Origin of the sequence: Maribacter sp. HTCC2170 (genome assembly GCF_000153165.2) — a bacterium.
Taxonomy (GTDB): Bacteria; Bacteroidota; Bacteroidia; order Flavobacteriales; family Flavobacteriaceae; genus Maribacter_A.
Genome location: NC_014472.1, coordinates 759,806 through 783,873 on the forward strand (window position 1 = coordinate 759,806; position 24,068 = coordinate 783,873).

General features: G+C 37.1%; 27 protein-coding genes. 8 read left to right on the forward strand and 19 right to left on the reverse strand.

Annotation, left to right across the window (positions count from 1 at the left end; genetic code table 11):
* Position 1 precedes the first annotated feature (1 nt).
* The 7 genes from FB2170_RS03470 to FB2170_RS03500 form a co-directional block, all read right to left on the reverse strand.
* Positions 2-1,822: a hypothetical protein gene (locus FB2170_RS03470; protein ID WP_041632657.1), complete on the reverse strand. Its 1,821-nt coding sequence runs from the start codon at positions 1,820-1,822 to the stop codon at positions 2-4.
* Between the two features lie 113 nt (positions 1,823-1,935).
* Positions 1,936-2,391, reverse strand: coding sequence for a GNAT family N-acetyltransferase (locus FB2170_RS03475; protein WP_013305126.1), 456 nt, complete (start codon positions 2,389-2,391; stop codon positions 1,936-1,938).
* Between the two features lie 2 nt (positions 2,392-2,393).
* A complete protein-coding gene (locus FB2170_RS03480) occupies positions 2,394-2,984 on the reverse strand; it encodes a DinB family protein (RefSeq protein ID WP_013305127.1) in 591 nt (196 codons plus the stop codon).
* 34 nt (positions 2,985-3,018) lie between these two features.
* Complete coding sequence (locus FB2170_RS03485; protein ID WP_013305128.1) at positions 3,019-3,795, reverse strand: aldose 1-epimerase; 777 nt, start codon at positions 3,793-3,795, stop codon at positions 3,019-3,021.
* A 2-nt stretch (positions 3,796-3,797) separates the two neighbouring features.
* Positions 3,798-5,093 carry a M20/M25/M40 family metallo-hydrolase gene (locus tag FB2170_RS03490; protein ID WP_013305129.1) on the reverse strand — a complete coding sequence of 432 codons (1,296 nt, stop codon included), beginning with the start codon at positions 5,091-5,093 and terminating at the stop codon, positions 3,798-3,800.
* Positions 5,094-5,114: 21 nt separating this feature from the next.
* Positions 5,115-6,509, reverse strand: a complete 1,395-nt coding sequence (locus tag FB2170_RS03495) for a CotH kinase family protein (protein WP_158306078.1) — start codon at positions 6,507-6,509, stop codon at positions 5,115-5,117.
* A gap of 77 nt (positions 6,510-6,586) precedes the next feature.
* A complete protein-coding gene (locus FB2170_RS03500) occupies positions 6,587-7,825 on the reverse strand; it encodes an ABC transporter permease (RefSeq protein WP_013305131.1) in 1,239 nt (412 codons plus the stop codon).
* A gap of 3 nt (positions 7,826-7,828) precedes the next feature.
* On the opposite strand from FB2170_RS03500, the gene FB2170_RS03505 reads away from it, so the two are divergent.
* Positions 7,829-9,070, forward strand: coding sequence for an exo-beta-N-acetylmuramidase NamZ domain-containing protein (locus tag FB2170_RS03505; RefSeq protein WP_013305132.1), 1,242 nt, complete (start codon positions 7,829-7,831; stop codon positions 9,068-9,070).
* A 15-nt stretch (positions 9,071-9,085) separates the two neighbouring features.
* Here the strand turns inward: FB2170_RS03505 and FB2170_RS03510 are convergent, their stop codons facing one another.
* Together FB2170_RS03510 and FB2170_RS03515 are read right to left on the reverse strand one after the other, a co-directional pair.
* Positions 9,086-9,577 carry a YkgJ family cysteine cluster protein gene (locus FB2170_RS03510; protein WP_013305133.1) on the reverse strand — a complete coding sequence of 164 codons (492 nt, stop codon included), beginning with the start codon at positions 9,575-9,577 and terminating at the stop codon, positions 9,086-9,088.
* Positions 9,570-10,091, reverse strand: coding sequence for a DUF2059 domain-containing protein (locus tag FB2170_RS03515; RefSeq protein ID WP_013305134.1), 522 nt, complete (start codon positions 10,089-10,091; stop codon positions 9,570-9,572). Before FB2170_RS03515 ends, FB2170_RS03510 begins: the two co-directional genes overlap by 8 nt.
* Positions 10,092-10,154: 63 nt before the next feature.
* On the opposite strand from FB2170_RS03515, the gene FB2170_RS03520 reads away from it, so the two are divergent.
* Positions 10,155-10,859 carry a class I SAM-dependent methyltransferase gene (locus FB2170_RS03520; protein WP_013305135.1) on the forward strand — a complete coding sequence of 235 codons (705 nt, stop codon included), beginning with the start codon at positions 10,155-10,157 and terminating at the stop codon, positions 10,857-10,859.
* A gap of 54 nt (positions 10,860-10,913) precedes the next feature.
* Positions 10,914-11,711, forward strand: coding sequence for a hypothetical protein (locus FB2170_RS03525; protein ID WP_013305136.1), 798 nt, complete (start codon positions 10,914-10,916; stop codon positions 11,709-11,711).
* 3 nt (positions 11,712-11,714) lie between these two features.
* Here the strand turns inward: FB2170_RS03525 and FB2170_RS03530 are convergent, their stop codons facing one another.
* Positions 11,715-12,347: a 7-carboxy-7-deazaguanine synthase QueE gene (locus tag FB2170_RS03530; RefSeq protein ID WP_013305137.1), complete on the reverse strand. Its 633-nt coding sequence runs from the start codon at positions 12,345-12,347 to the stop codon at positions 11,715-11,717.
* Between the two features lie 74 nt (positions 12,348-12,421).
* On the opposite strand from FB2170_RS03530, the gene FB2170_RS03535 reads away from it, so the two are divergent.
* Together FB2170_RS03535 and FB2170_RS03540 are read left to right on the forward strand one after the other, a co-directional pair.
* On the forward strand, positions 12,422-13,930 hold the full coding sequence (locus FB2170_RS03535) for a helicase HerA-like domain-containing protein (protein ID WP_041633025.1): 1,509 nt from the start codon (positions 12,422-12,424) through the stop codon (positions 13,928-13,930).
* 5 nt (positions 13,931-13,935) lie between these two features.
* On the forward strand, positions 13,936-14,490 hold the full coding sequence (locus tag FB2170_RS03540; protein ID WP_013305139.1) for a hypothetical protein: 555 nt from the start codon (positions 13,936-13,938) through the stop codon (positions 14,488-14,490).
* A 4-nt stretch (positions 14,491-14,494) separates the two neighbouring features.
* Here FB2170_RS03540 and FB2170_RS03545 read toward each other — a convergent pair whose 3' ends face one another.
* The gene (locus FB2170_RS03545; RefSeq protein ID WP_148232055.1) at positions 14,495-14,917 is read right to left on the reverse strand and encodes a winged helix-turn-helix transcriptional regulator; all 423 of its coding nucleotides are present in this window, start codon (positions 14,915-14,917) and stop codon (positions 14,495-14,497) included.
* 105 nt (positions 14,918-15,022) lie between these two features.
* Here FB2170_RS03545 and FB2170_RS03550 point away from each other — a divergent pair, with 105 nt between their 5' ends.
* Both FB2170_RS03550 and FB2170_RS03555 read left to right on the forward strand, forming a co-directional pair.
* Complete coding sequence (locus tag FB2170_RS03550) at positions 15,023-15,862, forward strand: alpha/beta fold hydrolase (protein WP_013305141.1); 840 nt, start codon at positions 15,023-15,025, stop codon at positions 15,860-15,862.
* A gap of 31 nt (positions 15,863-15,893) precedes the next feature.
* Positions 15,894-16,316, forward strand: coding sequence for a VOC family protein (locus FB2170_RS03555; protein WP_013305142.1), 423 nt, complete (start codon positions 15,894-15,896; stop codon positions 16,314-16,316).
* A gap of 1 nt (position 16,317) precedes the next feature.
* Here the strand turns inward: FB2170_RS03555 and FB2170_RS03560 are convergent, their stop codons facing one another.
* From FB2170_RS03560 to FB2170_RS03580, 5 genes are all read right to left on the reverse strand, one after another.
* A complete protein-coding gene (locus tag FB2170_RS03560) occupies positions 16,318-17,289 on the reverse strand; it encodes an aldo/keto reductase (protein WP_013305143.1) in 972 nt (323 codons plus the stop codon).
* Position 17,290: 1 nt separating this feature from the next.
* Positions 17,291-17,479 (reverse strand): hypothetical protein, encoded by a 189-nt coding sequence (locus FB2170_RS03565; protein WP_013305144.1) that lies wholly within the window; start codon positions 17,477-17,479, stop codon positions 17,291-17,293.
* 4 nt (positions 17,480-17,483) lie between these two features.
* On the reverse strand, positions 17,484-18,341 hold the full coding sequence (locus FB2170_RS03570) for an alpha/beta hydrolase (RefSeq protein WP_013305145.1): 858 nt from the start codon (positions 18,339-18,341) through the stop codon (positions 17,484-17,486).
* Positions 18,342-18,455: 114 nt separating this feature from the next.
* Complete coding sequence (locus FB2170_RS03575; RefSeq protein ID WP_013305146.1) at positions 18,456-19,079, reverse strand: DUF2306 domain-containing protein; 624 nt, start codon at positions 19,077-19,079, stop codon at positions 18,456-18,458.
* A 6-nt stretch (positions 19,080-19,085) separates the two neighbouring features.
* Positions 19,086-20,816, reverse strand: a complete 1,731-nt coding sequence (locus FB2170_RS03580; protein WP_013305147.1) for an alpha/beta hydrolase-fold protein — start codon at positions 20,814-20,816, stop codon at positions 19,086-19,088.
* 141 nt (positions 20,817-20,957) lie between these two features.
* Here FB2170_RS03580 and FB2170_RS17325 point away from each other — a divergent pair, with 141 nt between their 5' ends.
* Positions 20,958-21,098 carry a hypothetical protein gene (locus tag FB2170_RS17325; RefSeq protein WP_158306079.1) on the forward strand — a complete coding sequence of 47 codons (141 nt, stop codon included), beginning with the start codon at positions 20,958-20,960 and terminating at the stop codon, positions 21,096-21,098.
* A gap of 2 nt (positions 21,099-21,100) precedes the next feature.
* Here the strand turns inward: FB2170_RS17325 and FB2170_RS03585 are convergent, their stop codons facing one another.
* From FB2170_RS03585 to FB2170_RS03595, 3 genes are all read right to left on the reverse strand, one after another.
* Positions 21,101-21,985 carry a bifunctional 5,10-methylenetetrahydrofolate dehydrogenase/5,10-methenyltetrahydrofolate cyclohydrolase gene (locus FB2170_RS03585; protein WP_013305149.1) on the reverse strand — a complete coding sequence of 295 codons (885 nt, stop codon included), beginning with the start codon at positions 21,983-21,985 and terminating at the stop codon, positions 21,101-21,103.
* A gap of 41 nt (positions 21,986-22,026) precedes the next feature.
* On the reverse strand, positions 22,027-23,367 hold the full coding sequence (gene ffh / locus FB2170_RS03590) for a signal recognition particle protein (protein WP_013305150.1): 1,341 nt from the start codon (positions 23,365-23,367) through the stop codon (positions 22,027-22,029).
* Between the two features lie 187 nt (positions 23,368-23,554).
* Positions 23,555-24,007 carry a hypothetical protein gene (locus FB2170_RS03595; RefSeq protein ID WP_013305151.1) on the reverse strand — a complete coding sequence of 151 codons (453 nt, stop codon included), beginning with the start codon at positions 24,005-24,007 and terminating at the stop codon, positions 23,555-23,557.
* Between the last annotated feature and the right edge of the window lie 61 nt (positions 24,008-24,068).

A 24,068-nucleotide genomic window follows, 5' to 3' on the forward strand; every position in this document is an offset into this window, starting at 1 on the left:
TCTAGTTCAAATGGGCGCTCAACTCAGTTAACTTTCCAATCTCAACATGTAAAAGCTGCAACTTTTTTCTATTACTATTCAAATCACCCAATATAATGGCATTGGTCTCTTTGAATAGTTCTTTTGATGTATTGAACAACGACTCGTAATAACTTATACCTTCATTAAGGTTTTTAGCAAAATTGTTTAAGTAATTCTCTTGCTTTTTACTAATTGTGTCCTTAACCTCATCTATTTTATTTTTTAAAAAATCAACGTAGATTGAGAGTTCTTTGACAAACATATTTGGACGGTCCAATCTTGTAATTACATTCGCCCGACCATAAATATGATCTGTAATCTCTTTAAGGCTCATTGAGCTCGAAAAATATGCCATATTGGGTCCTGGACATACTGAAACACCAGTACCCTCTACCCTTGTATCAAGGTCATTGACCAAAAGTGCTGAAGTTCCTAAACCTACACAAATACAGGATTTGTCCACTATCTTATTAAACTCCTCGTCATATTTTTCTGGAGCATACTCTGTCTCATTTAATTCTTTGATTTTCAAATGCTGATATTGACGGGATGCAACACATATTGCCTTATCTGTAAATTCAGTGTTCAACGAAACAAATTTACGCGGGCATGAACTGCCTGGCCTATCTTTATCAATCAAGGCCTTTTTTTCATCATCTTTTGTATTGCCTTTGAGGCTATTGAACGGCACCCCAAGTGGTGATATATTACTTAAATATAAATCTTCCTCTTTGGCGCCCATCAATTTTTCCATTGTCGGATCATCAACCGTCGTGGCTTCCGGCACCAGAAGAAATGGCGTTCCCCATCCTACCGAATCCAGGTCATAAGTATCAATTAAAAATTGATGTTCCTCAGCTGTACCTACACCACCTTGAGCCGTGATTTTTAAAGGTAGTAAAGAGCTAGGCACCGTTTTATTCTTACTAGTCAAGGCTTGTTCCAATACTGTAAATGTAGATGTAATCAACTCTTCTCTTTTTTCTTTGAATTCTTCAAGGACAGGCCCTAAAAGATAACCGTCGGTCGCAAAAGCATGTCCTCCACAATTCAATCCTGACTCCACTCGATATTCAGACACCCAAATACCTTTTTTTGCCAAAAATTTCCCTTGAATCGAAGCTGATCGGTAATCACTAACCTTGAGAACAACTTTTTTCTTAATAAAACCATTCTCGTCGGGAAAAAAGTCATCAAATTTCTCTAAAAAACCATATAGACGAGGATTCATTCCGGCAGAAAGAATAACTGAAGAACATAAATCACTTTCAGCATAACCCCTTAAAGCGGCATGGGCATCATTATACTCAGATGGTAATTTTTCACCTTTGAAATAATTTGCCTTATCAACCTTGGTCATAATATTCACATCAATACTACCAAGTGACAAATTCTCCTTTATCCAATTACCAGCTTCGTTGATGTTCAAGAACTTCTCACTTAAGTTTTTGAACTCCTTTTTTATAGTGGTCCCATCTGGTAACATATTAAGATAATCCTTAACCTCTTTACCTGTATTTAGGGCAGAATTCTTTAATTCATCAAACTTTTTTTCGGCCAGTGAATTGATAAGGTTGAGATACGATGTGATTCTCTTGGCCCTAAAATCTTCTATTTTATCAGTGATTTCCTTATATGGAATTTCGTGAACCTCACAATACATTTTTCTCAACTTCTCGAGAAGAATGTCATCGACCAAAGAAATCACAGAATCCATGCCATACTGTGCAACTTTTAAAGGGGTATCAACTGTAAACCCAATTCCCATGACCGGAATATGGAATGAATGTGTTTTCGTCATAATTGTACTATGTAACTGATTGTTTTGTTTAGTGCTAGGTTTCGAACAGAGCCGAAAAACCTCAAAACTAAACTCTTAATCTGGGAGAAAATATGACAATTGTCATGCATTGGTCAAACACCAAGTGTTTTTTTGAAGCAAACACTATTATCTATTCCGGTATATTGGCCATAATTGGGAATTTGCATATAACCATTTTTGACGTATAATTTAATGGCTTCAGGCTGCCTTTTCCCTGTTTCCAGAACACAACCTTCATATGACATCTCTAAGGCCCAAGTCTCAAGTTCAGTAAGAATTTTAGTTGCCAATCCTTTTCCTCTATTTTCTGGAATGGTGTACATACGTTTCACCTCCATTGTAGAATTATCAAATTCTTTTATTGCTCCACATCCTAAAGGTTTTTGATTTTCATAAAGTACCACGACATGTTGAATGACGTCAATATTATTGAATTTATCGTAAAAAGCATGTTCCTCTTTGTCACGTTCAGCCAACTCGCCGTCCAAGCGTTTTACAAGACTTACAAAATCTTGATTTTGAGAATTTGTCCTGATTACCTCAATCATTTTTAATCCCTCACTTTTCCTGCAAGCAAACTAACCTTCGAATTGAACGGATTACCAGCCGCGCGCCGCATCATAACAATTTGTCCTGCATGCCAAACTGCGTCTTCAATTGGACCATTCAAATGATTCCAAAAAGGGAATTCAGACTGACCGTTTTTTCTTAAAAATATAATTTTATGATCGCTTAAATCTTTTGTCGCTTTGAACAAATCACTAGCAATCTTAAAATTTTCAAGTGTTCTTTTTCGCTTTTCTTCAATTGATAATTCTTCACGTTCAGCGGTAAAGTCAGTTGGCTCTTTTTTTGCTGAATTAACAATGGTTCTAGAAAGGCCATATACGTGATCCATCGTCTGTTCAATTGTTCTACCATCCTCACTAGGCTTGTACTGCATATTTTCCTGGGTTAAGCCTTCCGTGGCCCAATAATACCTAAAACCAAGTCCATCTATCATTCGAGAAACCACAGTGCCTGGTGTATAAGATTCTGGAACTTCAGGAATGACGGCATATGGGAGCGGGTCTTTCATAGATTCTTGTGCTAGGATTGAACTTGTGATAAATAACAGAATAACATTAATATAAGCTTTCATTTAGCCTTTTTTTTTTAAAATTCATAGTAGGTTACTATTGTGGTAGAATTTCAACTTTGAATTGGGCACTACCCTCTTTCAAAAACATGAATCCCTCATTTAGTTTTTTTTGCTTCACCTTATATGGATAGAAAGTAATTGGTTCTATACAGATCATATTGTCAACCTCTGTCCACAACATAAAGTTACCAAATCCTGCTGTTCTTATTTGCAATCTTTTTGCATCCTGCAAAAAAAGGTCTTCACACTCGTCTAAACACAATGCTCGACTACCAACCGAAAGCACTTGTTCCAAGTTTATTCTCTGTTTTTTTGTCTCGACAAACGAATCCTTTGCATACAATTTAAAAGCAGGATGATAGCCCAACATGAAAGGCATATCTTCATCTCCGAAAATCTCAAATGTTATTACCAAGCCTTTCTTAGAAAGTTCAAATCTTTTTTCAAACTTAAAATCATAGGGCCAAGATAATTCTTCAACCAATGATTTATCAGGATATTTTGAATTCACCACCTTGCTGCTGGCAAAATACTCTTTCGCAAAAACTGCATGCTTATTCGAGACTTGTACCAATTCATAATCAAGTTCCCTCAAAAGCCCATGTTGGTCTTGAACAGCTGTGCCTTTCAGAGTTGCAACTTGATAATCAGCCTCGGCGGTTGGGCCTATTATAGGAAACATCTCGGTATCTGAGTTTCGCCATCCTAAGCTCCCTTTTTGATGAATATACTCATGGTCATCTACCACATAACCAAGCAACTCACCTTTATCAATCCTGACGGTTTGGTTTTCGCAATTTAGAATGACCATTCTTATTGATTAATTAGTCTATAAATAAGTACTGCTGTTCGCTTGGTCAAAGACTCAATGGTATTCAAGTTGACCGTTTCTTCTGGAGTATGGGCTCCCGAGCCCATGGTGCCCAAACCATCTAAACAATCAACATAGGCGGCGACGAATGAAGTATCGGCCGCTCCTCTTTTTCCCGGGTCATAAGCAATTACCTCTCCTTGGGATAAATCCAAACTAACTTGGTTCAACTGTTTAAGTAAGCTTTTGTTTCCGTCTGTTGGCCCCATTGCCGGATAACTATCCGTGAATTTAATGCTAGCGGAAGTGTTTGGAAGATTATTTTTAACTATTTCACGCATTCTATTTCTTGCATCTTCTTTCTGTTCTTCTGATATAAAACGTAATCCCCCTTTTACGATGGCATTTTGAGCAACTACGTTGCTTTTTCCGAAAGCAGAAGCATTTCCTGTTTTAATGTCATAATCCAAGAATGTACCGCCCATTAAAATTCCTGGATTAAAGGTCAAGAACTCTTCGCCTTTAACATTGGTATAGAATTCGTTCAAAATTCTGGACATCTCGAATATGGCGCCAGCACCAACACTTTCACTAAATATACCCGAGGAGTGTGCGCGTTTCCCTTTTACCTCAACTTCCCAACCCGAGGCCCCCCGTCGGGCTACCGTTGCATAATTAAAACCGGTCGAAGTTTCGAAACCTAAGGCAATGTCGCTCCTTTTTGCAGCATTGACCAAATCCCCTCTACTGGTTTTCAAAGGTTTACCCGTACTTTCTTCATCACCTGTGTAAGCCACAATAATTTGTGCATCATCTAGCAACCCATTTTCACGTAAAGCTTTTAATGCATAAAGCACGATGATGTTACCCCCCTTCATATCATTTCCCCCTGGAGCATGGGCAATACTGTCATTGACCATTTTAAAAGTTTGGAAAGGACTATTCTCTTCAAAAACAGTATCAAGATGACCAATAAGCAATAACTTTTTTCCTTTACCGCCCTTAATCTCTGCAAACAAATGTCCCGCTCTATTCATTTCGGCAGGCATATCAATCCATTTAGTTTCAAAATTTATTGATTGAAACTCCTTGGCAAATACCTCTCCGACCTCTTTAACACCTTTGGTATTTAAAGTGCCACTATTAATATTCACAGTCTTTTCTAATAATGTAATGGCATCGGCATTGTTCTTTGCAACGATTTTCACTAATTTCTTCTCAACTCTTGTCAGTTTTTGAGCAGTAATATGGAATGAAGAAAAAAATAGAATGAGGAAAATAAAAAATCTAATATTCATGTAAAAAATAATTATTTGAAATTATAAAGCTTCAATGGAACCATCTAACCACCACAGGCGATTATCGATCCACGTTCTTAAATAGTCAACTTCATCACTGTAACTCGCCCCTACATAATTATTGGGCCAAACATATGTGCCGAAAATATTCCATTTTTGAAAATTTGATTCAATGGCATTTGTAGTCTCCAAATTGGCTACATATGAATCGACCTTGTTGTGAATATTACCATCAGCCAATATACCGGATCTAAGCGCTGTCCATCGTGCTTTCAATTGTGAAACAAACTCAGGATCTTGCAATAATCTATCCCACCAGAAAGGCACCTGCCAAAAGTCCCCTGGGCAGCGTTCATTAAATCTATATGCCCACACTTGCGTTGACCCCCCGCTGCAATAATCTGCATTGCCAAAAGCCAAGTTAAAATCCCAAATCGGCCCCATTCTAAGTTTTTCATTCTTATCCTTGTGCAAATAAGTACTTAAACGGTATCCATCTACATTATTCGAAAGCTCATTCAGAATGAAAAAATCTATAAAACTTGCTACATCAATATAGGAGCTATAACCAAGTGTGGGATCAGTAAATGTATCAGCCGCCAAGGCATTTTCAAACCCTAAAACATAATCGGTAATATATGCTCTCTGTTCGCTGGTAATTTCATCCGGTTTTGGATATGCATATTGATATACTATGGTTTGACCAGAATTACCACTTAATGGGGCATGTGGAGATATAAATGAATTCATTGAACTTAGACCACTACCGGCACCAGTTGATTTATCGATCTTTAATATGTATCCTCCAGTAAGCTCTTCACCTAAATTATCATCTATTTTCAACTTACTTATATCTAACCTAACACTATCACGCTTTATTTTTTCCATTAACACGTAAACTCCCTGATAATCATCATTTATAGATACATCAGTAAATTTTGTTCTACTTGCATACATGCCAAAATCTCTGGCCAAATCGAATATAAGTTTATTCCTCACAAGTGATTTATCACTAAATGGGCCATGAAGTATCCAATCTTCTTCTTCAGGAAAACCCATCAATGCAACATCTAAATCTTCGTTGCTGGCGTCACGTGTTTCAAAACCGTATGATTTTTTAGGGAAGAAAAACTGAGAAGAAGAACCCCTAATTTCAATAGCGATATTGCCATCAAAGGTTATTGTGCCATCCTCTGTAATCGTCATTAAAGCATCAATTTTGGGCTCATCAACAATTGAACCGCCAAGCGTATTAATTGAAACGGACGGAAGTCTATCGCCATCAGGGATTTCAGTTTCTTTATCAGGATCAACGGAAATGTTACCATCATCATTGCTACAGCCAACAATCAATGTCGTAAATAAAACAAGTAATAAGCGATATTGAATTTTAAACATTTGGAACTTATAATTCATCGAAAAACAATTTTTTCCGAAGATACCAAATCTATTCTTCATTTTAAATTACACTGTACTTGATTATCCACCCTTAATCATTCAAACTTAATAGCTTTAACAGGGTTTATTTTGGTAATAATATAAGAAGGTACAAGAAGCATTAATAAACACAAGGCCAATACACCAAGATTCAGAAAAAGAATAGTTGGAAGATCAATATGCACAGGAATATATTCTATATAGTATTCTTTAGGATTCGGAAACTTAAGAATACGATATTTTTGCTGAGCCCAAATAAAACCTAACCCCAATAGATTGCCCCAAAATAAGCCAACAGCAATCAAATACGCAGCATTGTACAAAAAAACCTTTCGAATACTCCAATTCGCAGAACCTAAGGCTTTTAAAATACCTATCATTTGGGTACGTTCAAGGATAAGCACCAATAAGGCAGTAATCATATTAATACCACCTACAATAATCATTATACCTATAATGAGTGCAATATTAAAGTCAAATAAATTTATCCACTCAAAAATTTTATAATATTTATTTACCACTGTCTGTGTATCTAAATTGGATAAAATCTTACCATAGATTTCTTGGCTTATCTGATCAATATCATCATAACCATTTAAAAAGACCTCAAAATTACCCACTTGATCTTGTTCCCATTTGTTCATTCGTTGCACATGCCGAATATCAACAAATGCAAATACACCATCAATCTCCTCAAAACCACTATCATAAATACCAACTAATTTAAATCTTCGCTGATTTGGTTTCAAGGGATCTTCTTCTTTTGGAAAAAAAGCAGAAAAAGAATCCCCGGTCTTCAATTGCAACCGATTGGCCATTAACTGTGAAAGCACGACTTCAGTATTTAAGTCACCCGAATAATCTGGCAATTCGCCAACCACTAAATACTCTTCGAAAACTTTCCAATTGTAATCTTTGCCCACACCCTTGGCAATAAAACCCTCAAAAGTATCTTCTGTTCTTATGATTCCGGCTTTTGAAGCGACTGCCTGAATATGGTCAACACCCTCTACAATATTGAAATTAGGATAAAACTCTTGCTCTTTTGAAACGGGAACTACAGATACATCTGAAGTATTGTTATCATAATTGTAAATTTGGATATGCCCATTAAAAGCTGCTACTTTTTCACGTATTTTATGCTTTAAACCAACACCCGTTGCAATAGCAATCAACATCATAAAAACACTGATAGCAATAGCCGCTATAGCAATTTTTATTATTGGTGCGGATATGCTAATTTTATGCGCCGCACCCTTGATGAGTCGTTTGGCTATAAAATATTCTAAATTCAAATTATGGCGTTTTTATCCAGTTTCAAAAGTACAGTTTTCTTATGGGTTTTAGTAATGTCAGGCTGTGGAAACAGTGAAAAACAATCTAAAAAAACAGAAGGTTCTGAAATTGATAAAATTTCATTGGAAGAAAAAAAACCTATAAAAGTAGGTGCCAATAGAACTGAGGAGTATCTAAATTTACTAAAAGGAAAAAAAGTAGGAATCGTTGGGAACCAGACCAGTGTTATTTATAAAACCAATAAAAATTATACCCATCTGGTAGATTCGTTATTAAGTTTAAAGATTGACATTATAAAAGTGTTTGCTCCAGAACATGGGTTTCGTGGTCAAGCCGATGCAGGTGAAAAGGTTAAAGATGGTGTTGACACCAAAACAGGACTGCCCCTAATTTCACTTTATGGAAAAAACAGAAAGCCTTCAAAGGAACTTTTGAAAGGCTTGGATGTTGTTTTATTTGATATACAGGATGTAGGCGTCCGATTTTACACCTATATCGCTACGCTTCAATTGGTCATGGAAGCCTGCGCGGATAATAATATTCCCGTAATCGTATTGGACAGACCCAATCCCAACGGTCATTATGTTGATGGACCAACCATGGAAAAGGAACATACAGGCTTTTTAGGAATGACCACTATACCCCTTGTGTACGGAATGACAATAGGGGAATATGCACAAATGATAAATACCGAAGGGTGGTTAGCAAATGAAGTTAAAGCAAACCTTACGGTGATTAAATTGAAAAATTACACTCATGATTCTGAATACAGTATTGCTTTAAGACCCTCGCCCAATTTACCCAGTGACACGGCCATTAATTTATATCCAAGTTTAGGATTATTTGAAGGAACCAATATCAATGCCGGTAGGGGTACCGAATTTCAATTTCAACGGTACGGCGCATCGTTTTTAGATAGTATCCAATACAGTTTTAAATATTCCCCAAAACCAAATTTTGGTTCTAAAAGTCCTAAAGAAAATGGGCAGTTGTGCTATGGAAAAGATTTGTCCAAATTTCCTAAAATGAACGAAGTTTCTCTAAAATGGATAATTGATGCTTATGAAAATGCCCATGATAAATCTAAGGTTTTCAATACTAGTGGGTTTACCAAACATGCAGGAACCGAAAAATTACAGCAACAAATCGAAGCTGGACTTTCTGAAAATGAAATAAAAAAAACTTGGCAAGCCGATTTGAAGCGATTTATGAAAATAAGAGCAAAGTATCTGCTATATAATTAAAGCAGGTTTTATTCATTATTTGAGCCTTTTTTTCATTTCCTCAACAATGTTAAAAGCCGCAGGACAAATAGCGACATTCTTCATGGTTAGACCACTTATTTGCTGAAATTTTTTCCTGTCGGTATGTGGAAATTCACGACAAGCCTTTGGCCTTACATCATATATGGAGCAATAATTATCAGTACCCAAAAAAGTACAGGGGACTTGCTGAAGCACATAGTCGTTATCCTCATCAATTTTTAAGTATTCTTTTATAAACTGTTGAGGTTTTAATCTAAAATGTTTGGAAATTCTCTCAACATCGGCATTCGTAAAAAGAGGTCCCGTGGTTTTACAACAATTTGCGCAAGTAAGACAATTTGTTTTTTCAAATTCATTGTCATGTAATTCCTGCATTACATAATCTATGTTCTTCGGTGGTTTCTTTTTTAGTCTAGTGAAAAACTTCTTGTTTTCATTCTTTTTTTCTGCTGCTTTTTTAGGAAGTTGTTTTAGAATTTCATTCATTCTTCAACAGATTTAAAGATGACATGTAGAGGTTTCTGCTCCAAACTTCAGAAACCTTGGATACTTCTTGGCTCAAAATTTCTTGCTTCGCATTGATTTTTTTTCCAATCTCCGAAATATAAAAAACTTTAAGTTCGGACTTATGGGTCTCGGTCATTTTAGTACGATCCTTTATTAACAAGGTTCCAGCTTCAGTCTTATAAAAAGTCAACATTCTGTTGATTTCACTTTTGGTGAAATTTGACTCATAGATGGGAATTAATAAATGCTTCATTTTTTTCAATTCCTTACTTCTATTTTCTTTCAAGTATTTCCATTTATGCGCATTTCCCTTATTTTCCGGATAATGGCCACTCAATATTTTTATCAGTTCAGCATAGGCATATTCATATTGCAACATTGTACCATTACTATCCAAATATTTGGATACATCTTCCGAATAACCTGATTCTTGCCCCGTAATTGTTAGTGGTAAAAATAGTAAGCAACATAAAATCTTCTTGAGGTTATTCATCTACAGTTTTTTATAACGAGGTAAAAACCCCACTTTTGCACGCAAAGTACAAATTCTTAGGATATGGATGTATTCGGAAAGGCTTTATGGGATTACGAAAATGGCAAGTATTCCGATGATATTATCACTATTTCTTCCTTAGATGAACAAGATACTATTCCTCTAACTTATCTTTTTAGAGCATATGAAGAAATGCCCCCAATTGAACAAGAAGCCTTAAAACTATGTAAAGGAAGTATCTTGGATATTGGATGTGGAGCCGGTAATCATAGCCTTTATTTACAAAATAAAAATAAGACAGTCACTGCCCTGGACAGTTCTAACGGAGCTATTAGGACTTGTATTCAAAGAGGGATTAAATCAACTAAAAACTGTACAATCCTCGATTTTAACGGCGAAAGGTTTGATACTTTATTGATGCTCATGAACGGTGTTGGCATAGTTGGAAAACTATCATTGCTCAAGTCATATTTAAGTCATTTTAAATCATTACTAAAACCTCAAGGTCAAATAATCTTGGACTCTAGCGATATTATTTATATGTTCGAAGAAGATGAGGACGGGGGCCATTGGGTTCCCAACAATGTCTCATATTATGGGGAAGTACAGTTTACCATGCAATACAAAGGTGAGAAAGGCTCGCCTTTTGATTGGTTATACCTTGATTACAACACATTACAGAATGCCGCAAATGATAGCGGATTCGTATGTGAACTTGTAAGCCAAGGGGAACATTACGACTATTTAGCCAGATTGACGCACAAATAATAATAGTAGGTATGTTTTTTGCGTTATCTTTTTACATTTTACAATAAAAGAGCCATGAAAAAACGTATTTGGGTAGTGTTGCTGTTATTTTTGGGTATAGTACTCGGTTGTTCAAAAAACTCGAACGATGACCCCAAACAAAGTGCGGTTGATAAAACAGCAAACTTAAAAGCCACAGGCTCCTCTGCAAACGATATTCTGTCGAACACAAATTTTGATAAACTACAAATTGAAATAGCATATGTTGACGGTTTTAGACCTACGACAAGTGCTATGACAGATTTTGTCAACTTTTTAGAGACCCATTCATTCAAACAAAATATAGAACTCATTTACAAGGAATTACCTTCACCAAACGAAGCTAAGTTAACACTAGATGAAATTGTTGAATTAGAGGATAAGAACAGAACCATTTATAATGATGGCAGCACTCTGGCAATCTATATTTATTTTGCAGATGCTCCTTCCGAAGACGATAAGGAAGAAGAAGATTTAGTGACCTTGGGAGCTGTGTACCTAAATACTTCTATGGTTATTTATGAGGATACAATTCGCACTTTGGCCAGTAAAAGCAATCTGATCTCGGTTGGCGATGTAGAGACGGCTACACTTAACCATGAATTTGGGCATTTGTTAGGGCTTGTAGACCTTGGCTCAACTCCTGTTAACGGCCATGAAGATGTAGATTCTGAAAACCATTGCAATGTTGAGGGTTGCCTAATGAGAGCTGAATTACAATTTGGCGCAGGAATGAAAAAAATGCTTGAAAAAAGAGCTTCCAAAGGATTCGCCGATGCACCTGGACTGGATCCTGAGTGCATATTGGACCTTCAAACCAATGGCGGCAGGTAATAGCTAAGGAATATTCAAATATTTATGAGTCTGCAATGATACTTTCCATTTAGGGTTCTTCATTACATACTCAACTATCATTGGCACAACCTTATCACGAACACTCCATTCTGGCTGCAAATACAAAATACAATTCTTGCCTACCTGAGCTGCCTGTTCTTCTGCAAAAATCAAATCATGTTTATTATAGACAATTACTTTGAGCTCGTGGGCCTTTTCATATATAAGACCAGACGGAAGTTTGTTCTTTTTTGGAGAGAGACAGATCCAATCCCAATCACCAGTAAGTTTATAAGCTCCAGAAGTCTCTATATGAGTATTTATATTTTTTGATTTCAACGCCTGCGTTAAAGGCCCCATGTCCCAAGTTAGGGGTTCACCCCCAGTTACAACAATGGTATCTGAATAAACGGCGGCATTAACTACAATACTTTTTATGTCTGTAGGCGGATGTGTCTCTGCATCCCAACTTTCTTTTACATCGCACCAGTGACACCCTACGTCGCAACCACCAACCCTTACAAAGTATGCAGCCGTACCTTTATGGTAACCTTCCCCTTGAATGGTATAAAATTCTTCCATTAACGGAAGCATCAATCCTTTGTCTACCAATGCTAAAACTTCCTCATTTGCCATTTGGCAAAGATAGTACTTAGTATTCGTTTTATTGTTGCCTAAAAATGCCCTATTTTTATCAAAAATTAGACCTCATGAGCTCCAAAGAAGAATTTTTCGCACATATAGAAAAAGGGTATACCACAAAGGGCGATTTCATAACAATGGGCGCTGCAATGTTAGATGGTGAAGCCGTTAGCAATGCGCTTGTAAAAGTCCCCCTAAAAACCCTAAATCGTCATGGCTTGATCGCGGGTGCTACAGGGACAGGTAAAACAAAGACCCTTCAGATTATTGCAGAAAATTTATCTGATAAAGGAATTCCGGTATTGCTTATGGACCTCAAAGGTGATTTAAGTGGTATTGCAGAACCTAGTCCAGGCCATCCTAAAATTGATGAGCGTCATGAGAAAATAGGGATCCCTTTTGAGCCGAAGAATTTTCCGGTGGAAATACTTTCACTGTCGGAACAAGACGGGGTGAAATTGAGGGCTACGGTTTCAGAATTTGGACCAGTTTTACTATCAAGAATTCTTGATCTGACAGAAACTCAAGAAGGAATCGTCGCTGTGGTCTTCAAGTATTGTGATGATAATAAGCTACCTCTATTAGATCTTAAAGATTTTAAAAAAGTACTTCAATACGCAACAGGAACTGGCAAAAAGGAATTCACTAAGGATTATGGGCGAATTTCAACCAGTTCTACTGGAACCATCTTAAGAAAAATCATTGAAATGGAACAACAAGGAGCAGATTTGTTCTTTGGTGAAAAATCTTTTGAGGTTGATGACCTTACCAGAATTGATGAAAATGGTAGAGGATATATAAACATCATTCGTCTTACCGACATTCAAGACCGTCCTAAGTTATTCTCAACTTTTATGTTGAGCCTTTTGGCCGAAATATATTCAACATTCCCTGAACAAGGTGACAGTGATAAACCTGAACTGATATTATTCATTGATGAGGCACATTTAATATTCAAAGAAGCCTCGAGAGCGTTGTTGGATCAAATTGAAAGTATTGTAAAATTAATACGTTCTAAGGGTATTGGATTGTATTTCGTTACCCAAAACCCAACCGATGTTCCCAATGAAGTACTCGCACAATTAGGGCTTAAAGTTCAGCACGCGTTGAGGGCATTTACCGCCCGGGACAGAAAAGCTATTAAATTGACCGCTGAGAACTATCCGCTTTCAGATTATTATGACACCAAAGAAGTATTGACATCTCTAGGAATAGGTGAGGCATTGATTTCGGCTTTGGACGAAAAAGGCCGCCCCACTCCTTTGGCAGCTACATTGTTACGTGCTCCAATGAGCCGCATGGATGTTCTTACCGATAGTGAGCTAAGGTCTGTAATTAAAAGCTCTAATCTCGTAGGCAAATACAATAAAGTCATTGATAGGGAAAGTGCTTATGAAATTCTCAATGAAAAAATAGAGAAAGCTGAAAAAGAGGCTGAAAAAGAACGGAATAAACCAAAAAGTAGAAAAAGAACATCCTCTCGAAGAAGTACAAGACAAAATCCAGTCATCAAGGTATTAACTAGTGCCACCTTCATAAGAGGTGTTTTAGGAGTATTAAAAAAAGTAATGCGATAATAAATATGAAGAAGGTATATGCGGTTATAGCGGTATTTGCTATTGCTTTATTGACTCAATGTAGTAAAGAAAAAGACACAACTTTTTTGATTACCAACAACAGCGTTGGTAAACTTGACAAAATAAGTTTAGTGCGGGATCTGGAGGTAATCTACGATCAAGATTCGATTGTAAAAGATACAATGAAGCTGGCCTTGGGTTTTGGAGCCAGAAGCATAAATGTCTATGAGAAAAGTGGCAGTCATCTTTTGACCTTAACACCAAGTACAGATAGTATTCCCAAAGTGCAGAATGTTAGGATTAATGATTCAAGGTTCAAAACAGAAAAAGGGGTAGGTTTAAACAGTACGTTTAAGGATATCAAAGAAAAATACTCAATAAAAAAAATCATAACATCGATTAACAATATTGTAATCTTCGTTAAGGATTCTGACGTGTATTTTACGATTGACAAGAGTGAATTACCGGCAAGTCTTCGCTATGTTTCAAGTCCAAGTATAGATGCCGTTCAAGTACCGGATGAGGCGAAAATAAAATATTTGATGGTTGGTTGGGATTAACCAACTAAATGCTTTGCTTGTAGTTTTTCCTGTTTCTCATGATTACATCACTATAGTCGTTGACCCATTCAGTAAGTTCAATCAATTTTTGCAGGTAGGAATGGCCAAAATCTGTAAGTCCATATTCAACGCGTACAGGAACCTCGGGATACATCTTCCTAAAAATATAACCATCAGCCTCTAAGTTTTTTAAGCGTTCACTCAGAACTTTGCTTGAAATACCATACACATATTTCTTTAACTTATTGAAACGTATTACTGGAAAATAACCCAAATACAGGATTATGAGAATACTCCACTTATCAGAAGCCAAGGCCATAACATCCCTAATTGGACAATATTCTTCAAATTTTGGATCAAGATGTCCAAACATTTTTTTTATTTTTTTTGCAACCTTAACCTTTTGATTCTCAGTGATAGTTTCCATTTGCATACCTTGTGACCTTTTTTACACCTAACAAAAAATTGGTGTAATATTCTTATTTTTGGTATTAATTTAATACTAAGTTACAAAAAGTAACTTCATTATAAAATGAAAAGAACACTTAACAAATTAGTTCCACTGGCTTTCGGGGCCTTTTTTAACCTAATCGCCCTCTTTTCAAGAAAACAAGCTGCAAAAAAAGCCTTTAATCTATTTTGCACTCCTAGAAAAGGAAAAGTAAGACCGGAGCAACAAGAATTCCTTGAACAAGCCAAAAGTCAAAGGATAAAGGTTAAAGATTTAGAGTTACAGGCCTACGAATGGAAAGGCTCTAATGAAACTGTTCTGCTTTTACATGGTTGGGAAAGCAATGCTTTTCGATGGAGAAACCTAATATCATACTTGAATAATGAGGACTACAACATCGTAGCTTTTGACGCCCCTGCCCATGGTAATTCTACAGGTACAATTCTAAATGTACCGTTATATACCGAATGTACTGAGGCAATCGTTGATTACTATAAACCTCAAATAGTAATCGGACATTCCGTTGGTGGTATGAACACATTGTATCACCATGAAAAATATCCCAATGACCAGATAAAAAAAATAGTAACGATTGGATCACCTTCCAAGCTTCAGGATATAATGGAACACTATCAACAGCTACTAAAATTCAACGATAGTGTTTTTAGTGCACTAGATGACTATTTCAAAGATTATTTCGGATTTAGAATACATGAGTTTTCCACTTCAACATTTACGGGGCATTTATCAAAAAGAGGGCTTGTAATTCATGATGAGGAAGATAGCATTGCTCCTTTCAAAGCTTCTGAAAGTGTACATGCAAACTGGGAGAATAGCACTTTTTACAAAACCAAGGGGTTAGGCCATTCTATGCATCAAGGCAATGTGAATCTAGAGATAATGAGGTTTCTTAAATCATAGAAAAGATCTACTTTTAAGCAAACTTTCAGTTATGCCAGAAGTATCTCCTTTTCACATTGCCATTCCTGTTCACAATCTATCTGAATGCCGTAAATTTTATGGTGAAATTCTTGGCTGCGAAGAAGGTCGAAGTAGCGATCATTGGGTAGATTTTAATCTGTTCGGACATCAATTGGTGATACATTATAAACCAAAAACCAACGAAGAACTGCACACGAACCCTGTAGACGGAAAAAACGTTCCTGTACCTCATTATGGTGTGGTTCTGCCATGGGACACCTTTCAAACTTTTTCAACCGAGTTGAAGTCTAAAGGAATCAATTTCGTAATTGAGCCATATATAAGATTTGAGGGCCAAGTAGGGGAACAAGCCACAATGTTCTTTCTAGATCCTGCAGGAAACGCATTGGAATTCAAAGCTTTCAAAGATATGGGGCAATTATTTGCCAAATAAGTTATTGAGACCATACAGTTGGCACCCTATCCCATCTATGCCCTCTCAATTTTTCGAATAATGCTTCTGAAATACCTTTACCATCGCTTATAGCAGTATTGGCCAAAACATTACGTTCTTTTCGCATACCGGGAATCATGGTGCTTACCGCTTTATTCATTGTGATAAAACGTAAAGCCATTTCGGCCATTGTCATTCCTTCAGGAATTAACGGTCGTAAGGCATCGGCCTTTTCAACACTTGAATTTAAATTTTCTGGAACAAAATAAGTACCCCTCCAATCACCTTCGGGGAAAGTGGTTTCTTTAGTTATATTTCCTGTTAAAGTGCCTTCATCAAAAGGAACCCTTCCAATCACGGCAATATCCATTTCATTACACAAGGGAAATAGTTTGTCTTCTGGAGCTTGGTCAAAAATATTATAGATAACCTGAACCGCATCCAACATTCCAGTTTTAAGGGCCTCAATGCCATTTTCTGGTTCCCAACGATTCATACTTATACCCATAGAAGCTATTTTTCCTGCCTCCTTTAATTCCTCAATTGCTCGCTGCCATTCTTCCCTTTCTGTCCACACATCGTCCCAAGTATGCAATTGCATCAAATCTATCTGTTCCAAACCTAAATTCTGCAAAGTTTTATCGGTGTACTCAATAATATGCCCAATGGGATAAGAATCTTCAAATTTATATTCGGGTTTTGCAGGCCATTTAAAATTCTTAGGCGGAATTTTACTTGCGGTATACAATTTTTTGTTGACATGTCTACGTACTAATTGCCCTAACAATTTCTCACTGTGACCCTCACCATAACCCCAGGCAGTATCGAAAAAATTAACTCCATTTTCAACAGCTAAATCAAGTGATTTTGCGGATTGCACATCATCAGACTCTTTCCATCCACCCATGCCCCACATACCATAACCAATTTCGCTTACCTGCCAATCTGTTCTTCCGAACCGTCTATAAATCATACTAATTTTTTTTATTCCTAAACTTCTCTCTAAACCAAATAAATACACCATAAAGAAGTCCAAATACCACGCCTTCAAGAATTTCTCGAAGAATAATATCATTCGTATACTCCTTCTCCAATATCAATGAAATCCCAACATAGAGTATCACTGCAGCCAATACTTGTAATACCAATCTTTTAATACTCATATATTTAATATTGATGAAATGCCTGTGAAACAAACTCTAAGACCTTGGGCAAAGACTCTCTCCAGTAGGTCCAACTATGGGCCCCATTACGAACGCGATATTCATGTGGAATATCTTTCTTTTTCATAGCAATATGTACCAAACTATTACCTTCAAACAAGAAATCGTCATCTCCACAATCTATATACCAACGAACAGATTTTATTTTCTCAACAGCAACACTTTCTACTAGATTGAGCGCATCGTAATTTTTCATATAAGATTTTATTTCAGCATCTGTATATTTTTCACCTCTTCTTTCACCTTGCCGTTTCATGTTTTCTTTAGTCAAAGGGCCAACGTAAGCGCTTAAAGGGCAAGCTGAGGAAAACAGTTCCGGGTGTCGAAGTGCATACATAAAGGATCCTCCTCCTCCCATTGAAAGTCCCGCTACTGCACGATATTTTTTTTCACTTTTGATACGATATTTCTTTTCCACATGAGGCATAAATTCCTCAAAGAAAAAATCTTCATATTTCCAATCACCTACATTGAAATACCCCATACGACCAGTATCGGCATCTGGCATTACAATTATCATAGGCGTTGCAGTGCCGTCTTTTATCGCATTATCAGTAATTCTCAACACCTCGCCGAACTGTACCCAACCCGTGTGGTCGTCAGTCGCTCCATGCAACAAATACATAACTGGGTAACTACGTTCCGAAGTTTCATAATCCGGAGGAAGGTACACAGCATACTTTCTTTCACCATCCAATATTTTACTGGTCATTGACAAATTATCGTACACCTTGCCTGTCTGTGCCAAACAGGATATTAAAAACCCAAAAATGAAAGTTAGCGTAAAGAGTAATTTTCTCATATATTAATGATTGTTATATTCTTAATTTAAGAACATACAAGTTAATGAAATGTGCTCAGAAATTTGAGTTATATTCTTGCAAAGAATACGCAAATCTTGAAATATTTGAAGTAGTTATCCTATTGCAAAACCTCTTTTGCGCACCCAAAAGAATGCGAAGATCATATTAGGCACCCAGCAAAGCCATGCTACAATTCGGTAGGCGATGGCAAAATCCTCGAAAATAATGTTCAAAATGGGCAACCAAATTCTCAAGGTCACGGCTGCAAAACAGGCGGCATAGGAGTAGATCATAAAACCTTTATGTAAAGTAATATCCTTATTTCGGACTGCTGTATATGCCTTAATTGTAGTGAAGAGCCATAATAATCCCAAACAAATAAAACCAAGGGAGGCGATAATCCCACCTGTTGCATAGAATGCAATATACACCCCACAAATTCCGCTTATCAGAACGGAAATAATGTACAGTTTACCAACATTCCTGTGCATTTTCAGATTGACTTTTCTTAGTTTTTTACTGAATTGCGCCCAACCGATAAAAAGCGCCAATCCCCCGAGTAAAATATGCCCGTAAAACCCAATATTCCATAGTGTATTTGCAAGCAATTCAGGTGATTTAGAGCCTAAAAGCCCAAACTGTCTGTCAATAAAAAAATAAATAAGCGGATATAATCCTACTGCTACCGCCAATACCACAAATACCAGCCAAGAAACCTTATTGGACTTATTCTTCATTTCCTACTATTTATATCTCCAACTTGTTAAATCTGCCCCTTTGGGTGCGCTTTCTGCTATACGCTTCATTATTTTTGGAACATACATTGAATTATAACGCATTCGACTTATGGCGTTGGGTTGGTCTGGGTCACCATTCCAACAATGTTCGTCCCTATCACCATAAGTGACCTCACCACCATAATACGGCTCAGTGGTACTCTCTAAAAAGTCTTCCATTAAATAAACCGCATTATTAAGGTAATAGTTGTCCATATCGCCACAATAGATATGTATTTTTCCTTTTAGATTATCGCCTAACTTATCCCAATCCCTTTCTAAAATATGTCTTAAATCAAAATTCTCTTTCCAATATTCAGCGACTTTATGGTCAATATCCCCGCTCATTTTATCCCAAAGTCGTACAGGATAACCATCTTCCCCTTGAGGAGAATAGGTTGCTTCCCATATATCCCATTGTTGTCCAGATCTAGATTTGTCGCCCAGCACCAATTCCAAATGATTACCCTGTCGCAATGTAGATTGAATTTGCCCCAGATAATCACGGTGTGATGGAACTTCAAGCTTTTTATGACCGCTATCGTAATAATAGGCATTCTCATCCTCATAAATATTAGTAAGGCAATATGCCCTAAAATCTATTGGGTCGGGACAAGCCGCAAAGCAACCATTGTATTCTTCAGGGTATTTGACCTGTACGGCCAATGCTTCCCAACCACCTGTTGAACCACCATATAAAAAACGTGACCACCCTTCTCCCATTCCTCGAAATTGCTTCTCAATCTCTGGAATCAATTCGTAAGTAATGGCGTCACCATAGGGTCCTTGGCTGGCAGAATTAACTGCATAAGAATCATCATAATACGGAGTAGGGTGTTGAATCTCAATAATCAGGAACCTCGGAAAATCAGGTTCATTCCATCGTTTATAAAAATCGTATGATTCCTGCTCCTGGATTATGTTATAACCTTCCATACTAAAACGAGCCGAGTACTCTGGTTTCATATTTGGATCAGGTGGTGTGGTTCTAAAACCGCCAAAATCTGATGGAAAATGACCATGAAAAACCATCAAAGGATATTTGGCCTCAGGATGCTCATTAAACCCTTTGGGCAATAACACATGTGCGCCCAAGAATACATCCCTACCCCAAAACTCCGATAGTTTTTCTGATTTAACTTTTATGTGTTTTATCCACTCAGTATCCTTGGGTTCTTCTATTGGTGGAATTGCCTCATCCATAACAACCTCTACATTATGAATACCGCTTTCAGTTACTGTAATCTTGAATGGTTTGCTGTACAAGTTTCCAGGCGACCTGTTCCATTGTTGCCCTTCGCCATTATCCATTGGCAATTTCACCGTATGACCGGTAGAAAGGTCAAAGGTTTCGTAAACATGCAATAAGGCCTGTACATTATACTCTCCCGGAGGCACATCTTTGAGTGATGCATATGGATAACCAAATACTGAATCGTCAAAAGTTATAGATTCTCCAGCTTTCATATTATCTACATTCATTCCAAAAATCAGTTGGGTGTTTAATCCATCATTAATTTGAAAACGCGGTTCCTTTTCGTCATTATTGGACAACATTAATAGTAGGCGCCCATCTAATTCCTCTACATTCACACTTTCTGAGAAAGAAATGGCAATACTGTTCTGGTTTTTGGTTGGGGTATTGCAACCATATATACATAGCAAACAAAAAAGGGAAATAAGTATGAGGTTTTTCATGTTGAAGGTTGATTATCTACAAAAGGTACTGAATTGCAGGCAATCAATCAAACCTCACGTCTGTATACAGGTAACATTTTCAACTTTTTGACGTTATTTAGATAGCATAACATGGTAATAATACCTACTAAATTACCACCTATGAAGAAGTTATTTTTTATTGGAATACTACTTTACGCGATAATCTGTATGAGCAGTTGTGATTATGATGATAGTAATGATTTGGATGTAATTACACCCAATGATAGTATTGAAGCCAAGATGATACTGGAAGACTATTGACCTTACGCCCTACTTCTATGACGTTCTCTCGCCAATAAAGTATTCTTAAGTAACATGGCAATGGTCATTGGACCAACACCTCCTGGAACTGGCGTAATAAAAGAGGCTTTTTTGCTTACATTTTCAAAATCTACATCACCGGTAATATAGTATCCTCTTTCTCGAGTTTCATCTGGTACACGGGTAATACCCACATCAATAATAACGGCATCGTCCTTGACCATTTCAGCCTTTAAAAATTTAGGCACACCCAATGCCGATATGATAATATCTGCCTGAGAAGTAATTTGCGTGATATTCTTGGTACGGCTATGGGTTAAGGTGACAGTTGAGTTGCCTGGGAATCCTTTACGGCCCATAAGAATACTCATAGGTCTACCAACAATATGGCTTCTACCGATAACTACGGTATGCTTCCCCTGGGTTTCTACCCCGTATCTTTCAATAAGTTCCAAAATTCCAAATGGGGTCGCTGGTATGAATGTACTCATGTCCAACGCCATTTTGCCAAAATTCGTAGGATGAAAACCATCAACATCTTTATCAGGATCAACGGCCATAAGTACTTTTTGCGTATCAATCTGGTCAGGTAATGGCAATTGTACTATAAACCCATCAATATCATCATTTTGGTTCAACTCTTCAATTTTATTAAGTAACTCTACCTCCGAAGTGGTGTTAGGCATTTGAACCAAGGTAGATTCAAATCCAACACGCTCACAAGAACGAACTTTGCTACCTACGTAGGTAAGGCTAGCGCCATCATTACCCACAATAATTGCAGCCAAATGAGGAACTTTTTCCCCGTTTTCCTTCATCTTGGTCACTTCTAAAGCAATTTCCTCTTTTATTTCGTTGGAAACCTTTTTCCCGTCTAGAATTGTCATGTGTCTAATGATTTATTATGGTTGTTGCTTTACTTAAAAAATTATGGTCGCATACCTTTCATGCCACCCATCATTTGCATCATCTTTTTACCGCCACCGCCTTGCATCATTTTCATCATTTTACCCATTTGGTCAAATTGTTTTAGAAGCTGATTTACCTCTGGAACATCACGACCACTGCCTTTTGCAATTCGTTTTTTACGACTAGCGTTCAATTTAGAAGGGTTTGAGCGCTCATCAGGTGTCATAGAATGAATGATGGCCTCAATATGTTTGAAAGCGTCATCATCTATGTCAAGTCCTTTTAAAGCTTTACCCGCTCCTGGAATCATGCCCATAAGATCCTTGATGTTACCCATCTTTTTAATTTGTTGGATCTGGTTCAAGAAATCATCAAAACCAAATTTATTCTTGGCGATTTTCTTTTGGATTTTGCGGGCTTCCTCTTCATCAAACTGCTCTTGGGCCCTTTCAACAAGAGATATAACATCTCCCATTCCTAAAATACGTTCAGCCATTCTTGATGGATGGAACACATCAATGGCCTCCATCTTCTCACCAGTACCAATGAATTTAATCGGCTTATCTACAACTGATTTAATTGAAATAGCAGCACCACCACGTGTATCACCATCTAATTTGGTTAATATAACCCCATCAAAATTCAAGACGTCATTAAAGGCTTTAGCAGTATTCACTGCGTCCTGCCCTGTCATGGAATCGACAACAAACAACGTTTCCTGTGGTTTAACCGCACCATGAATGTTCGATATTTCGGTCATCATCTTTTCATCCACAGCAAGTCGACCAGCGGTATCTATAATTACCACATTATGCCCATTTGCCTTTGCATGTGCCACACCTGCTTGCGCCAACGAAACAGGATCGTTATTTTCCCTGTCGGAATAAACCTCAATACCTATTTGGTCACCAACAACGTGTAACTGATCAATCGCAGCTGGGCGATAAACATCACAGGCAACCAATAATGGTTTCTTTGATTTTTTTGTCTTAAGAAAATTGGCCAATTTACCTGAGAACGTGGTTTTACCAGAACCCTGTAAACCAGACATCAGAATCACTGAAGGAGTGCCTGAAAGGTCAATACCTTCGGTTTCACCTCCCATTAGCTGGGTTAGTTCATCTTTTACAATTTTGACCATTAATTGGCCTGGTTGTAAAGAAGTCAATACATTATGGCCCAAAGCTTTCTCTTTTACCCTATTGGTAAATTCTTTGGCTATCTTAAAGTTAACATCAGCATCCAATAAAGCCCTACGGACTTCTTTGGTCGTTTCAGCAACATTTATTTCGGTAATCTGCCCATGTCCTTTTAGGACGTGCAGTGCTTTATCTAGCTTTTCGCTTAAATTATCAAACATATTCTTGCATTGTTAGCGGAGGTTTGCAAAGTAAAGAAATATAGTGTCCATAGGCAAGTGAGTGTTAATAAGAATCGTTGATTGTTGAGTTTTGTTAAACCTATAAACTTTTTCTTCATTTTAATAAAAACAAAAAAGCACCCATTTAAAATGAATGCTTTTTCAAGGGTTGTGGGGCAAAAAAGGGTTATATTTTTTCGAAAGTCAAATAATCAGTGCTACTATCCTCTGTGCTTACATCGATAAGTTCAATTTTTGAACTTGAGTATTTCTTTATTTCCCAATCATCTGCAAGCTCCTCAAAAATATCTGGGGTTGTAAAGAATATATTGAAATCCAACTCGTCATTATCTGTAGATTTCAAAGACCAAGCACCAGATACCGAAGTACTCCCATCTGTAGCTCCTAAAGTACCATCATTGTTGAATGTGAAATTGAAGCCTTCATAATTGATGGTTTCATTAGAGCCAGCATCTGAATAATCAGTTATTTTCCAATCACCAGATTCAACTGCCGTCTTAATTTTAGACATATCAGCCGATGTAATCTCTTGTTCAACTTCTGTTTCATCCTTATCACATGAAATTATTAATCCCATGCTCAGTATGGCAAATGCCATAAACATTATTCTTTTTTTCATAGGTTAGAATTTAGGGGTATTAAAAAAGACCCCCAACACAAATTGCATTGGGAATCAATAT

Excerpts from the sequence above, each read along its gene's own strand:
- FB2170_RS03475 (WP_013305126.1), bottom strand. The coding sequence starts at position 2,391 with ATGATTGAGGTAATCAGGACAAATTCTCAAAATCAAGATTTTGTAAGT.
- FB2170_RS03545 (WP_148232055.1), bottom strand. The coding sequence starts at position 14,917 with ATGGAAACTATCACTGAGAATCAAAAGGTTAAGGTTGCAAAAAAAATA.
- FB2170_RS03510 (WP_013305133.1), bottom strand. The coding sequence starts at position 9,577 with ATGAATGAAATTCTAAAACAACTTCCTAAAAAAGCAGCAGAAAAAAAG.
- FB2170_RS03470 (WP_041632657.1), bottom strand. The coding sequence starts at position 1,822 with ATGACGAAAACACATTCATTCCATATTCCGGTCATGGGAATTGGGTTT.
- FB2170_RS03575 (WP_013305146.1), bottom strand. The coding sequence starts at position 19,079 with ATGAAGAATAAGTCCAATAAGGTTTCTTGGCTGGTATTTGTGGTATTG.
- FB2170_RS03485 (WP_013305128.1), bottom strand. The coding sequence starts at position 3,795 with ATGGTCATTCTAAATTGCGAAAACCAAACCGTCAGGATTGATAAAGGT.
- FB2170_RS03540 (WP_013305139.1), top strand. The coding sequence starts at position 13,936 with ATGAAGAAGGTATATGCGGTTATAGCGGTATTTGCTATTGCTTTATTG.
- FB2170_RS03585 (WP_013305149.1), bottom strand. The coding sequence starts at position 21,985 with ATGACAATTCTAGACGGGAAAAAGGTTTCCAACGAAATAAAAGAGGAA.
- FB2170_RS03555 (WP_013305142.1), top strand. The coding sequence starts at position 15,894 with ATGCCAGAAGTATCTCCTTTTCACATTGCCATTCCTGTTCACAATCTA.
- FB2170_RS03595 (WP_013305151.1), bottom strand. The coding sequence starts at position 24,007 with ATGAAAAAAAGAATAATGTTTATGGCATTTGCCATACTGAGCATGGGA.
- ffh (WP_013305150.1), bottom strand. The coding sequence starts at position 23,367 with ATGTTTGATAATTTAAGCGAAAAGCTAGATAAAGCACTGCACGTCCTA.
- FB2170_RS03535 (WP_041633025.1), top strand. The coding sequence starts at position 12,422 with ATGAGCTCCAAAGAAGAATTTTTCGCACATATAGAAAAAGGGTATACC.
- FB2170_RS17325 (WP_158306079.1), top strand. The coding sequence starts at position 20,958 with ATGAAGAAGTTATTTTTTATTGGAATACTACTTTACGCGATAATCTGT.
- FB2170_RS03525 (WP_013305136.1), top strand. The coding sequence starts at position 10,914 with ATGAAAAAACGTATTTGGGTAGTGTTGCTGTTATTTTTGGGTATAGTA.
- FB2170_RS03550 (WP_013305141.1), top strand. The coding sequence starts at position 15,023 with ATGAAAAGAACACTTAACAAATTAGTTCCACTGGCTTTCGGGGCCTTT.
- FB2170_RS03490 (WP_013305129.1), bottom strand. The coding sequence starts at position 5,093 with ATGAATATTAGATTTTTTATTTTCCTCATTCTATTTTTTTCTTCATTC.
- FB2170_RS03515 (WP_013305134.1), bottom strand. The coding sequence starts at position 10,091 with ATGAATAACCTCAAGAAGATTTTATGTTGCTTACTATTTTTACCACTA.
- FB2170_RS03520 (WP_013305135.1), top strand. The coding sequence starts at position 10,155 with ATGGATGTATTCGGAAAGGCTTTATGGGATTACGAAAATGGCAAGTAT.
- FB2170_RS03570 (WP_013305145.1), bottom strand. The coding sequence starts at position 18,341 with ATGAGAAAATTACTCTTTACGCTAACTTTCATTTTTGGGTTTTTAATA.
- FB2170_RS03530 (WP_013305137.1), bottom strand. The coding sequence starts at position 12,347 with ATGGCAAATGAGGAAGTTTTAGCATTGGTAGACAAAGGATTGATGCTT.
- FB2170_RS03495 (WP_158306078.1), bottom strand. The coding sequence starts at position 6,509 with ATGAATTATAAGTTCCAAATGTTTAAAATTCAATATCGCTTATTACTT.
- FB2170_RS03560 (WP_013305143.1), bottom strand. The coding sequence starts at position 17,289 with ATGATTTATAGACGGTTCGGAAGAACAGATTGGCAGGTAAGCGAAATT.
- FB2170_RS03565 (WP_013305144.1), bottom strand. The coding sequence starts at position 17,479 with ATGAGTATTAAAAGATTGGTATTACAAGTATTGGCTGCAGTGATACTC.
- FB2170_RS03580 (WP_013305147.1), bottom strand. The coding sequence starts at position 20,816 with ATGAAAAACCTCATACTTATTTCCCTTTTTTGTTTGCTATGTATATAT.
- FB2170_RS03480 (WP_013305127.1), bottom strand. The coding sequence starts at position 2,984 with ATGAAAGCTTATATTAATGTTATTCTGTTATTTATCACAAGTTCAATC.
- FB2170_RS03505 (WP_013305132.1), top strand. The coding sequence starts at position 7,829 with ATGGCGTTTTTATCCAGTTTCAAAAGTACAGTTTTCTTATGGGTTTTA.